This is a genomic window from Priestia sp. FSL H7-0729 (assembly GCF_038005685.1).
Classification (GTDB): Bacteria; Bacillota; Bacilli; order Paenibacillales; family Paenibacillaceae; genus Paenibacillus.
The window spans coordinates 1-12,764 of the sequence record NZ_JBBOTQ010000010.1 but is presented as its reverse complement, the minus strand read 5'-3'; the positions used below and the strand labels follow the sequence as shown (position 1 = coordinate 12,764).

General features: G+C 47.3%; 9 protein-coding genes. 6 read left to right on the top strand and 3 right to left on the bottom strand.

Annotation, left to right across the window (positions count from 1 at the left end; translation table 11 throughout):
- Together cysW and MHH93_RS20390 are read left to right on the top strand one after the other, a co-directional pair.
- Entirely contained in the window at window positions 1-876 is an 876-nt protein-coding gene (cysW, locus tag MHH93_RS20395; protein ID WP_500055515.1) for a sulfate ABC transporter permease subunit CysW, read from the top strand.
- Between the two features lie 178 nt (window positions 877-1,054).
- Window positions 1,055-1,294 carry a YezD family protein gene (locus tag MHH93_RS20390; RefSeq protein WP_500055513.1) on the top strand — a complete coding sequence of 80 codons (240 nt, stop codon included), beginning with the start codon at window positions 1,055-1,057 and terminating at the stop codon, window positions 1,292-1,294.
- 98 nt (window positions 1,295-1,392) lie between these two features.
- Here MHH93_RS20390 and MHH93_RS20385 read toward each other — a convergent pair whose 3' ends face one another.
- Together MHH93_RS20385 and MHH93_RS20380 are read right to left on the bottom strand one after the other, a co-directional pair.
- The gene (locus MHH93_RS20385) at window positions 1,393-2,931 is read right to left on the bottom strand and encodes an extracellular solute-binding protein (protein ID WP_500055512.1); all 1,539 of its coding nucleotides are present in this window, start codon (window positions 2,929-2,931) and stop codon (window positions 1,393-1,395) included.
- A gap of 121 nt (window positions 2,932-3,052) precedes the next feature.
- A complete protein-coding gene (locus MHH93_RS20380; RefSeq protein WP_500055510.1) occupies window positions 3,053-5,374 on the bottom strand; it encodes an AraC family transcriptional regulator in 2,322 nt (773 codons plus the stop codon).
- Between the two features lie 363 nt (window positions 5,375-5,737).
- On the opposite strand from MHH93_RS20380, the gene MHH93_RS20375 reads away from it, so the two are divergent.
- Window positions 5,738-8,449, top strand: coding sequence for an S-layer homology domain-containing protein (locus MHH93_RS20375; RefSeq protein WP_500055639.1), 2,712 nt, complete (start codon window positions 5,738-5,740; stop codon window positions 8,447-8,449).
- A gap of 784 nt (window positions 8,450-9,233) precedes the next feature.
- On the opposite strand, the gene MHH93_RS20370 is transcribed toward MHH93_RS20375, so the two are convergent.
- Window positions 9,234-10,121 (bottom strand): hypothetical protein, encoded by an 888-nt coding sequence (locus MHH93_RS20370; protein ID WP_500055509.1) that lies wholly within the window; start codon window positions 10,119-10,121, stop codon window positions 9,234-9,236.
- A 110-nt stretch (window positions 10,122-10,231) separates the two neighbouring features.
- Here MHH93_RS20370 and MHH93_RS20365 point away from each other — a divergent pair, with 110 nt between their 5' ends.
- The 3 genes from MHH93_RS20365 to MHH93_RS20355 all read left to right on the top strand — a co-directional run.
- A complete protein-coding gene (locus MHH93_RS20365) occupies window positions 10,232-10,660 on the top strand; it encodes a GNAT family N-acetyltransferase (RefSeq protein WP_500055508.1) in 429 nt (142 codons plus the stop codon).
- Window positions 10,661-10,978: 318 nt separating this feature from the next.
- A complete protein-coding gene (locus tag MHH93_RS20360) occupies window positions 10,979-11,611 on the top strand; it encodes an NAD(P)-dependent oxidoreductase (RefSeq protein ID WP_500055507.1) in 633 nt (210 codons plus the stop codon).
- A 204-nt stretch (window positions 11,612-11,815) separates the two neighbouring features.
- The coding region (locus tag MHH93_RS20355) for an NAD(P)H-hydrate epimerase (protein WP_500055506.1) at window positions 11,816-12,764 on the top strand (949 nt) is incomplete at its 3' end.

The window sequence follows — 12,764 nt, the reverse complement described above, 5'->3', positions numbered from 1 at the left end:
ATGTCGGGTTCCATCCCACTGAGCCCTGTTCCACCCGTGAAGACCGGCCGCGGAACAAACCGTGCAACAACGGAAGCTCCATGGGTCAAATGGTTGTTAATCGGATTGGCAAGCCTTGTGCTCATATGGCTGCTCATTTTGCCACTGGTCATTGTGCTCATGGAGGCGTTGAAGCAGGGCTGGGGTGTGTACATCGCGGCTCTTACCGAGCCGGATGCCATGTCTGCACTGAAACTCACATTATTGGTTGCGGCGATTACCGTGCCACTGAATACGATATTTGGTGTGGCCGCTGCCTGGGTCATTACCAAATTCCAGTTCAAGGGCAAGGGACTCATGATCACCCTGATTGATCTTCCCTTTTCGATCTCGCCTGTGGTGGGCGGATTGATCTTTGTATTGGTCTTTGGTTCGAATGGGTGGTTTGGGCCGTGGCTGTCCGAGCATGACATCAAAATCATCTTTGCGCTGCCAGGCATCGTTATTGCGACGCTGTTTATTACGTTCCCCTTTGTAGCCAGGGAGTTGATTCCACTCATGGAGGACCAGGGAACCCGGGAAGAGGAAGCGGCGGTTACGCTGGGTGCTTCCGGGTGGCGAATCTTCTGGAGTGTAACCTTGCCCAACATCAAATGGGGGCTGCTGTACGGTGTTATTCTATGTAATGCCCGTGCTATGGGCGAGTTCGGAGCGGTATCTGTGGTGTCGGGACATATCCGTGGGGAGACGAATACGCTGCCGCTACATGTGGAGATTTTGTACAACGAATATCAATTCTCGGCTTCATTTGCTGTAGCTTCCTTGCTCCTGATTCTGGCTCTCGCCACGTTGCTTCTCAAGAGCTGGCTTGGACACAAAGCCGTTTCGGAAAAGTGATACAAAGCGGATTAATTTCATAATATGAGAAGTAGAAAATACAGATTGACAGCTACTGGAAGCCCTGCTAATGTATAAACCAAGTATATAGGTTGGATAAGAATGATTTATAAATCAGATGGATAACAGTGGATTTAGGAATATGGCGGGCAGTAGCCCGAGAAGAGGAGGCGGCTCTATGGCTAAGCCGTTAAAAGTGGATGAGGTATGGTTGGACCGAATTGCCGGACAGCTGAATGACATGGAGTTCGGTTCATTGCATATCGTGGTGCACGAAGGTCAGATTGTGCAGATGGAGCGAACCGAACGCAAGCGTTTTGAGAACACACCCTCAGGCAACGCCTCCAAATCTGGAAGCACGGCACGAAGCAATTCAGCCCGTTCACTCCGCGGATCGAATGCGAGTGCGAAGGGATAGAGAGTGACGTGGCGTCAGGGAAGCAAGGAGGAGTGTAGAGGAATACACATGTATAATCCGGCAACGGCTAGCAAGTGTATGATTTCAAACGGTCCCACCTATTGCGTGCGACTTGTTCCCTTATGCTCCTTATACCAATCATTCGCTTCAAGCAGCACCTGTTGTCCACCTGCATTCATGAATTCTTCCACAAAGGTATCGAAATGTCCTACAGGCTGATCGCCAGTGATAATAGAGATGTACGCTCTGTCTCTCATGCGAATCAACTCCGATGAATATTGAATCAGGGCAGGGGTTGCAACCTCCAGGCGATTATAGATACCATTCTCCGTCAACCCTGCAGATGCAGCCCACTGTTCACGTTTATCCGAGGCTGCACCTGGAACCATCATGCCAATACTTGAGCCGATCATATTCATATAATTCTCCATTCGGTTATATGGAGGAAGTAAGTGGAATGAATTTGAAGCATCAGCGTTCCAATCCCAGTGCTTTCCTGGAAAGCCATACTCCATTTTGATCTGCTCAGCAGGATCGGGGTTGGCACTTACATAATCGAGTATCTGCAAAATTTTCTCCAATTTTCCCGGCTCTTTCGCAGCTCCAGCACCTATAGCAATAAAATTCATCAGCAGATTGTTCCCTTTTGAACCGCTACGTCCATCCGGACCAATAACAGGAGAACCAAATACGACCTCTGCGTTTGTGTTCTTCTGTAGTAGCTCATTGACATTGAACGAAGGTTCCACCGGAGTTTCTTGACCATTTTCATCGAGGACACTGTAATCTCCCGCTTGATTCCAATGATAATAGTTGCCCATCGAAGTCATCCCAATTTTTCCATTGATAAAAGTATGGGATAGATGTTTATAGCCGCCTTTGTTTTCACCGGTTATGAACTCAGGGTCGATGATCCCGTCCCGATACCATTTTTGCATATAAGTCAGGGCCTTTTTCATCTCAGGCTCCAAAGCGCCGATCACGAGTTGGTTGTTTTTTTCATTAAAATACAGCTGCTCGGTGAAAACGGACTGTCCAAAAGCGCCAAAAACCACATTTAAACCCTCTCTGGACAGGCCATACGTATCCGGTTTACCATTACCGTCCGGGTCATCTTTGGCAAAAGCATACATAACCGTTTCAAATTCATCCAATGTCTTCGGAACGTCCAGACCAAGCTTCTTAAGCCAGTCCTCTCGGTATACGACAGGAGTTCGATAGATGTTGGTCTGGTTGATGGCCGGTATTCCATATAAGGAACCGTTTATTTTTCCATACGCTAAGTAACGTGAATCATAATTGCGAATTCGCTGTACGATATTTGGCGCATATTGTTCAAGTATTTCCGGGGAGATCTCCGCCAAGACTCCTTGCATCTGGTACTTAAGCAGATCATGCGGTTGTCTGATTCGGAACAGATCGGGTATATTCCCTTGAGCAAGCTCCAGATCCAGCAGTTCCTCGTACCGCTTGTTCTCAAGGTTCCACACCTCCAGATCGACATCAAACCGATCCTCAATATAGGCAATCATCTCTGCATCCTCAGGAACAGGGATATTTTGATGCATGGTCCAGGATATCGTATACTCTGGAGCCGTATCCTTCTCAGGGCTTGCCAGATGGTCCTGCTGTTGCACTTTTGCCCCGTCCCCGTTTAGAAAGGTACAACCGCTCATCAATCCTATAAGAATAGATGTAACAATCAATAGACATAACTTTCTTGAAAGGTTGATGTTCATAGCAACTCCTTTACTGACCCTATATAGATCCCTGTTCCATTAGACTGCGCATAAAGTTTTTTGGTGTACAGCCGTGAATTTCCTTGAACTTCTTGATGAAATAGGCAGGGGTACGGTAACCGACTGTATTTGCGACCTGCTCAACCGTAATTTCGCGTTGCGTCATCAGTTCTCTTGCGCGTTCCATCCTCTGGTTCGTAACATACTCCGAATAGACAATCCCGGTTTCTTCCTTGAAGAGTTTACTGAGATATTTAGGGCTGATGAACACTTGCTCTGAGACGTGATCCAGCGTGAGATCGCCCGATAAGTTCTCTTGGATATAGATTTTGACAGCCGAGATGGTATCCACGCTCCGTACCTCGCTTCGCTTCTCCATATGCATCACAAATTCGGTCACGAGATGAATCATCCATTCCGAATAGCGGTTGATATTGTAGAACAATGAGAATTGCTTGTACAGACTCAATGTGTGGGCCTCGGTGGGCTGCCAACGTACCTGATGAATACATTCAGAGTATATGGAGACCGTTTTAAGTAATATGATCCGACTGTATTCGGATGAATACATGCCTTCTTTTATCTGGGAGACCAGCTCTTGAATAGCCTGGACTGTGCCGTGCACATCCCGAGTCTGCAGTTTCTTCTCAAAATTTACGAGGTATGAGTCCGGAATTTCCAAGCTGCTGGTTTCCCTGTTCAGCAGATCCAGATCCTGAATGGCAGACTGATCGGGAAAGAAATAGCTGTATCGAATCAAGGTATTCGCCTGATGATAGCTTGTGTATACCTCCGTGAAGTGCTCTACCCATCCGCCCAGTGATAGCACGAAATCCAGATCGAATCTGGTTTTTGCTTCCGTATGAATGAAATCTACAATGAGATCAGAGAGAGGTTCTTCGGATTGATTGGTACAGATGATTACTGCTATTTTGTGATCCTGCAATTCCTCTGCCAGCAGCTGAGTTCCTTCCATCTCTGCCATCTCCAGTTGTTGGATCATCGTGTACAACGTATGCTGCAACTGTCTTGGCTGCAGATCCTTCCACTTCTCATTGACTGGGTCAATGACGATGCAGCGGAAGCGAGTATACGCCATTGAAATATGAACAGATTGCAGTTGTTCGGTAAGCTCCTCTGGGGTAAACCGGTTATTTAACATGTTCAGCATGATACTATGCTTAATCATCTTATGATTGGCCTGGAGTGTCTCTTCAAGGCTATCGACTTTATTGGACAGACTGTTAATGGTTGTATCGATGAAACGATATTCGTCCTGTTTTAAGCTGGTAGGGCTATCCATCCGGCTCTTGATGTTATTCAGGATTCGTTTGAGAGGACTATAATTGGCCCTGGTGAAGAGGGACGACATCGCTATACCAACCGCAACAGCCAATAAGCCGAGAAGAACCGAAATCTCCTTCAAGCTATCCAACTTATAATAGAAGCTTTCATTGGGCGTGGTTGTGTAGATTCTCCATGCATTTCCTTTAAATTGATCTTGGGTTACGACATGAGAGTCATAGTTAAATACAGGCGTGAAGCCCTCCTCTGAAGAAGGATAGGAGAGGAGTGACTGCGTCAGATTTTCCTCCGTGAAAGTGCCTATCAACGTTTTGTCCGCGGCAGAGATGACGGTTCCATCCTGATCGATAATTAATGTATTCGCATAGTCGGCAGGGAGCATGTTTTTAATAATCTGACTAATCGCTGACTCTTTGATGTCAATCGCAATCAGGGCTTTACTGTCTTGTCCAGACGATTGAAAAGGATAACTGTGGACATAGGAAATTAGAGGACTCCTGTTGCTCTGTTCCCGTGATTCGATATACGCATCCTGAGGCACCATGCGAGTTTTCATCCATAAGGAACTTTCTGGAGTCTCTTTCATCGCAGCAATCCAATCCGTCGTGTGATCCACACTCGAAGGCGTGTCCTCATAGAGCAATAGTCCATATACAGATGAGACGATGAAGTTATTCTTCGTATCGTACACATGAATCGCTTCAATGAGATCGGAATAATTCTGCACCATATTTTTGAGGGACTGTTCGATGTCCAGAATTTTGCTATGGTTTCCTTGTAAGCTATCTAAATTGATATTTGCAGCGTTACCGAGTGCCAGGGACAGGTAGACCTGATTCACCTTCTGGATAACGGAGCTCTCAATAGTATTGACCGTGCTTTTCAGCGACAATTGATTATTGATTCGGATCTCTTTGCTGTATTGATGGGAGAAGAAGAGATAGAAAATAGAGCCGAAAAGAAGCGCAATGACAAGAACAACAGCGAGGTAGGAAAGAACCATCTTGGATCTCACAGACTGAAATGGCTTACGCATTCTTTATCTCCCTTCATTCCTTATTTCTAAACAACTTCATCATTATATAGCAGGCCAAGGACGAGAAATCATGTTGACCGAAATTTAACAAACTCCCCCTTCACATTTTACATTCATTTAATAAAGCGTTTACATAAAAGGATATCATAATTAACGAAAGTAGTATCTCCTCTATTTTTTTAGGGCAGAAATCATCGGAACGTACGATTTTGATATAAAACGGAATATGTTCTATAGATGCGAAACGCTCTCTAATGCTACAGTAACGGCAGATCAGACATCTGTATAGAGACTTTCTTACTCATTTGCAGATGCAGGAGCAAAAAAATAATTTACCATAATGGGAGCGTGTATTTGCAAGCCATGAGAAAACCACTTAAAAAGTCACTGGCATTACTTCTAATGTTGTCTATGGTAGGTCCGACATTTGCAGAGAAGAGTTTTGCAGCCGATCAGAAGATTCAGTTCTCTGATATTAAGGGACACTGGGCGGAAGCGAATATTCAAGCATGGGGTGATGAAGGATTAATTCGAGGTTACCTGGATCATTCATTTAAACCAAATACGTATATTACCAGAGCAGAATTTATGAATTTGGTAAACGGTGCTTTTGGATATTCGGGACAAGCTCAAATTACCTTCAGCGATGTGTCTGAGAGTGCATGGTATTACGAAGCCATTTCTATTGCAAATGCGAATGGATATATAGATGGGTACACCGATGGCACCATGAAGCCGCAAGATCCGATTACCCGTCAAGAAGCAGCTAAAGTGATCGCTGGCATTTTGAATTTGGAGTCAAATGAAACAGCAGCGAATGTATTTAACGATTCATCGTCTATTGCGGCATGGAGCAAGGGAGCAGTAGGTGGAGCGGCAGCAGCGAAAATTATCGCTGGTTATGCAGACGGAAGCTTCAAACCACTTAATTCCATTACTCGTGCCGAAGCAGTGTCTGCGCTCGTTAAGGCGGTGGAAACAGATGCGACTACAGCTGCCAAACCAGCTAAGCCAAAAGGAACGGCAGCTGTACTGAATGTTAATCCTCCAGCAGATGAAGCTCGGTTGTCCGCCGTGAAGGACGGAGCCAATGCTGGAGACGACACTTTGAAAAATATTGCGGAAACCAATCCATTTATTGATATCTTGGACGGTTTTGATCAAGTATGGTCCATGAACCAAGCGGATTGGAGAGATGGCACAGCGGCAACTAAAATTGGAGCTGACGGAAAGAATGCAAAGTATGGAGATGGACCGTCCCCATATTATGATGGCTTTAAGAATGATCCAACCGTAGCTGTTGCTGATCAGAAAACATATGCAAATGAAGAGATCCGAAACAAAGCGACTTGGGAAGCCAATATCAAATATGTAGAAAAGGTCACGCAAAACCGCACGGGTGAAGAGGCTTTGGCAGCCTACTATGATGACCAAAGGGATAAGATCTATAGCGTGATGGAGGGCTTTGGTCCGTTGGCTAACACGTATGTAGATATCATCAAGCCAAAGACAAACGTTGAACGAACGGTGGACGATATGAATAAGGTGTTGACCGAAGAAACTGTGGAAGATGAAAGCCAAGGTATTGGCGATTGGGAGGAAAAGACGGAACTTGCAGACTTGGTCCATTTAGTTGATCTGGTTCGATTCAAAATTCCTGCTTCATCTAATCCCTCTAAATATTTCTACTCTTCCCCAAGACCATGGAGAATGAATTCCAATGGAGAAGTGAAAGAAGTTGTTGACAGCAAAGGACTGCCTGTATGGGAAACCTTGGGCGAAGGTGAGAAAAAAGAAGTACCCCTGGCTTCAGGCGGCACCAAATCAACAGGAGAAAAACATTACCAGCAATACGAAACCAACGTTAAGCTTATTCCTGCGTTAACTTATGTCAAACGAATCGCTGAGGATGGAAGAGGAAAAGATGGCGGATTTCCGAGCGGACATACCAGCGCAGCTTACTTATCCGTATTTCCTTTGGCATACGCTACGCCAGAACGATTCGCTGAATTGTTAACGAGAGCAGCTCAGTTGGGCGAGAATCGGGTCGTAACGGGGATGCACTCACCGCTGGATGTTATAGGAGGAAGAATACAATCCACAGCCATGGCTGCATATGCACTTAATAAGGCTGAGAACAAAGATGTGTTAGAGAAAGGCTATGAGAATGCAGGAGAAGTATTTGGAGCTGCAGCCAAGGAAAAAAATATGAGTCTGTATGAATATGCACACACGGTAACAGAGGAGTATAATTTTAAAAGTGCATACGATGAGAATAAATGGGAAGATCACGACGCCAATAAAGCCTTCTATAGAGAGAAGATGACTTACGGTCTGCCACAAACAGGAACCAAAGGTTTGGCTCCCGTTGTACCACAAGGAGCAGAAGCCTTGCTAGAAACACGTCAACCGTATTTAACAGATGAGCAACGCAGACAAGTATTGTATACAACATCCATTGACTCTGGATATCCTGTACTGGATGAATCCAAGGGCTGGGGTAGAATTGATCTGGTCACGGCTGCGGATGGATACGGTGCTTTCTTGAACAATGTAACTGTGGATATGGACGCTTCCAAAGGACGGTTTAATGCAGAAGACTGGTGGAGAAATGATATCACCGGTAGTGGAATGCTCACGAAAAAGGGAACAGGAACCCTTACATTGACAGGGAAAAATAGCTACACTGGCGGAACCTTGCTGCAAGCAGGAACGCTGGTAGCTGAATCTTCAACTGCTTTTGGTACAGGTGATCTGTATGTAGAAAATGGAACAGTGGTTGTGAATGTCGATGGAGCATTAACCATGAATAGAAACTTCACCATGGATAACGGTACGCTGGAATTGGTTGTAGATGGTGAGAACAGTCAACTGAATGTCGGCAGAAAGCTCTACATTGATGGAGGAAGTCTCAAACTAGACTTATCCAATCATAAAATTGAAGGTTCCAAAGATATTACGTTAATCACCGCTAATGGAATTACAGGTGAATTCGACAGTGTAACCGCAGATGGTTATGATGTTACGGTCACGTACGTAAAAGGTCGTATCATTGCACATGTTGTAGCCAAATAAATGGAGTAATTAAAGTAATTATCCATTATATAAAGTGAACTAAAGCATGTTACACATGCGACTTCGATGACATAACCTTCTGATCGTTCTTCGCAAACAAGATTAGTATATAGAAAAGGGCTGAAACTACATTGTAGTTTCAGCCCTTTTTGCGTATAGTCTTGCATGATTTAGAGTGTGTCTCCAACCTACTGACAGCCGAGGTGTGCATGAAACGAGCCCAGAGTAAGGAACTTGCTGCATACGGCATGTATGAGCAAGCGACCAGAACGTCGCAAAGGCGAGCATTCTGTTTTCCTCTACTACTAATAAAAATTTTCGTCTCGTACGGGAGGGAACCAATGTTGTTCGCTCATTCGCGCTTGGAACTGAGCATGGAGTGAGTGCTAACGAATCTTAGGCATCTTATTCAAGGATTTGAAGCGCCTGTAGAAATCTAAGGAATCTGAGACACGTTATATCGCGATGTACGGCGTTTTACAGCATTTTTGTAGAGCGATTTTGGAAAATAACGTGTCTGATGTTCTTTACAATGTTGAAAGAGGACGTAGAGGCCAAATAAGTCGTCCTGAGTTCCTTAGAGAATGGTCCGGTTGTTCAATAGGGTCAGCCAGACGGATCTCAAGACTTTATGCATGCTGACAATTGTCATCGTATAACTGCTTTCGTTTGAAGACACGCCTTGTACTCCCTGATCGGTGAAAATCCAGTCGAGGGAGGACGAGTCTCGTATCATCGTGGTGGACTTCTAAGATCGATGCTATGAAAGAAGCCAATGCGTCAGTTATTCGTCGGTATGGGTACCAGATGCACGACGGGTATTCCCTTCTAGCTCCGTAGAAACCAGCTTCGTTGGTTCCAACTCCGTATGTCCTGCGTAGGGGCGATCACTGCGAGAGCGTGTCCCATTCAACGCGAAACCTGATATGAATATTATTAACTGTAATCCCAGGGCATAGGGGGCGGCAACAAGTCCAATCAGATGGAGCAAGGAGCATAGTGCGATCAGTAAAGAGAGCATTTTGGTTACTGTACGTGGTCTATCCCGGCGTGGGCTGGCCCAGAGCAAATAACCATATATGATAGTGATCATAAGGGAAACCGCACGAATCCAAGGCAGGATATTGTCCCATGAGTCAACAGGCACGTCCAGCATCCGCTGACGAAATACCAGATCTGTAATCAGAAATCCTGTGGCTGCCAATGCGGCTGGTTCGGCTACAGGTCGGAGGATGGTCCAGACCGCTATGCCCCAATGATCTGCATGCGTATCCCGACTGAGTTCATCCGATAATACGGTGCATTCCCGTTCCAGTGCTCTATGCATCAGACCGATTCTGGCAGGATCATGTTCCTTAATACAGTCACGGATCTGGTCCTGTAGCTGAGGAGAAAGGTAAGATGCGGCTTTACAGGCTAACATTGCCGTGATCAGATCGTTGTGTTCATGTTCCGAGCTTTCATAATTCCGTTTTTCCTGGATGGTAAGTTGTCCCAAGAGGGTTGTACTTATGTATAATGTATCTCGTATCCTTCGCATTCGCCTTTCGTGGCTTCGGCGAACTTCAGTGGCAGACCATATGTATATCCCTAGAAGCAGACCCACGACGCCCAGCACCACAGCCATAGCACCTGGGCGCGATGTTAGATCTTCAATCCAACGTTGAAACACACTTGTTCCTCCTTTGCTCTAACTTCACGTATCATGAACACGCTTCACGTAAGCTTTCTCTCACTATTACACAGGAAGTAGATGAATTCAAGCAGAAAGGGGCACAATTCATGGATCAAGTGCATATTGAACACACACCACCCGCAGCATTGGAGTATCTTGCCCTGCGGCAGATCGCGGGTCTTAGTCCAATGAGCAGGGAAGGGGCGGAGATTGGACTACCGAATAGTCTGTTTGTCGTATGTCTGCGTGAAGAGGATATGTTGGTAGGTATGGGGCGAGTGATTGGAGATGGCGGTTGCTTCTTTCAGGTCGTTGACATTGCCGTACACCCGGATGTTCAGGGAATGGGTTATGGAAAGCTGATCATGAGCGAGATTATGAATTATCTGCGTGACGTTGTGCCTGCTCGCGGTTTGGTCAGTCTGCTGGCGGATGTTCCGGCTGATCGTCTGTATGCTCAATTTGGATTTGAATATACCAGCCCAAAATCGGAGGGCATGTGGTGGAGGCAGGGAGAAGAAGGGCCGACTGCCTAGCGGAATGAAAACTGAATTTTGATGCGAGACTACACTTCATATGATTATGAAATCATGTCCGTATAGCCGCATTAGCGGCTTTTTTTCATGAACCGTATTGCTTGATGGGGAGGAGAGGGGCTGCTTCTGAATGGCGGTGTTTCCTTCGATCATGCAGTGAAGAATGTTTTTCTACATATAAGCTGTAAGAGATAGGTTTACAAGTGCTCACATCCGGTTTAAGATGGCGTGAGCCGTTTAAGGTATATAACAATAGGATTAAGTATTAAAATAACGGTAAGTTAATGAAATAATATCTACAGAAAAGAGGGAATTCATATGAAAGTAGCCATTTTTGGAGCAACCGGAGCGATTGGCAAAACGATACTGTGGGAGCTGATGGATCGTGGGCATGAAGTGACTGCGGTGGTGCGCGATCCGTCGAAGATTGAGATGGTGCATGAGCGTTTGCGTGTAGAACAGGGGGATCTGCTTAACCCGGATCAGGTGGCTGATTTTGCAGCAGGTCAGGAAGTGGTTGTGAGTGCATATGGGCCGAAGTTCGGCGGAGAAGAAGAGATGCTGGAAGTGACGCGTTCGTTGATCGAGGGTGTGCGCCGGGCAAAAGCTGGACGTCTGGTAGTGGTTGGTGGAGCGGGAAGTTTGCTCACTGATTCTGGTGAGATGCTGATGGATACGCCGGGATTCCCGGAAGAAGTTAAACCACTGGCGAAAGCCCATGCAGAAGCTTATGACCTGATTGAAGCATCGGGTATTCATTGGACGTACATGAGCCCTGCTGCGACAATCACAACTGGTCGTCGGACAGGACAGTTTCGGGTTGGCATGAACCGGGTGATCACGGACGATATTGGGGAAAGCTCGATTTCGGTTGGTGATTTTGCAGCGGCTTTGGTAGATGAACTGGACGATCCGCAGTTTATTCAAGCGCGGTTTACGGTAGGTTACTAAGCGTAAATAGGTTGGGGATGGATGAATTTGAAGGCCTTGTACAAGAGATCGATAGAGTTTTCAATGATGCATGGCTTTGGCTCGGATTGTGATCACTGGATGAGGTAAGGGGAAATATAGCGGTACACATATAGGATGTAGCGTTTAGGTGCGAAGTTGCTACTTTTAAGTATGAGATGAGCTTGTCACGGGGAGGGATGAACGTTGTTTATCGTAACCGCTGAACAGATGAGGGCTGTGGACGAGTATACCATTCATAAGTTGGGTATTCCTGTTGCCAGTCTGATGGAGAATGCAGGTCGCGCCATAGCCGAGGAAGTTATCAAGTTGTGCTGGGAAGAGCAGGCAGAAAGCTCGCTTGCAGTTCAGTGGAAGCTTGGCTATAGCAGCAAGGGCTGTAGCAGCGAAGACGATGCGCGGCGGGCACACACCGGGCCCGGCGATCGGCAAGGTTATGGTGGCGACATCATCGCCGATCCGGCGCTGGTGATGGAGCGCCCGGGAGATCAGCAGTGGTACATGCTGATCGGCAAGGGCAACAATGGCGGCGATGGCTTGGTGGCCGCACGCCATTTGGTTGAAGCGGGGCTTGGCGTGACACTGGTCTACGCCGATGCCCCTGATGCACTGCGGGGCGAAGCCGCAGTGCAACGGGATGCCGCTGCGCAGCTCGGCATCCCTGCCCTTGTCCACGGGCGCGAAGCCGTGGACTTCAGCCGGTGCACAGGCATCGTGGATGCGCTGCTGGGCACCGGCTCGCGGGGTGCGCCGCGGGGGGCTTACGCGGCGCTGATTGAGGCGGCGAACGACAGCGGTAAGCCGGTCGTGTCCGCCGATGTGCCGAGCGGGCTGGACGCCGACACCGGAGAGGTGTACGAGCCCAGCATTCAGGCCCGGGTGACCGTATGCCTCGCGCTGCTCAAGCGCGGGCTGGTGCAGTACCCGGGCGCATCTGCCGCGGGGCGCATTGTGGTGCGCGCCATCGGCATTCCTGCGCGGCTTGCGCCAGAGCATGGCCCTGCGGTCCGTCTGCTGACGGACGAGGTGCTGCGCGGTGCGCTGCGCGTGGACACAGGCCGCCTCCGGGCACCGGACGGCCACAAGGGCACCTACGGCCACGTGTTGCTGGCCGCAGGAAGTCTGCCGATGAGCG

Coding starts and splice junctions, on each gene's coding strand:
- cysW (WP_500055515.1), top strand. CDS start 1: ATGTCGGGTTCCATCCCACTGAGCCCTGTTCCACCCGTGAAGACCGGC.
- MHH93_RS20390 (WP_500055513.1), top strand. CDS start 1,055: ATGGCTAAGCCGTTAAAAGTGGATGAGGTATGGTTGGACCGAATTGCC.
- MHH93_RS20380 (WP_500055510.1), bottom strand. CDS start 5,374: ATGCGTAAGCCATTTCAGTCTGTGAGATCCAAGATGGTTCTTTCCTAC.
- MHH93_RS20375 (WP_500055639.1), top strand. CDS start 5,738: ATGAGAAAACCACTTAAAAAGTCACTGGCATTACTTCTAATGTTGTCT.
- MHH93_RS20365 (WP_500055508.1), top strand. CDS start 10,232: ATGGATCAAGTGCATATTGAACACACACCACCCGCAGCATTGGAGTAT.
- MHH93_RS20360 (WP_500055507.1), top strand. CDS start 10,979: ATGAAAGTAGCCATTTTTGGAGCAACCGGAGCGATTGGCAAAACGATA.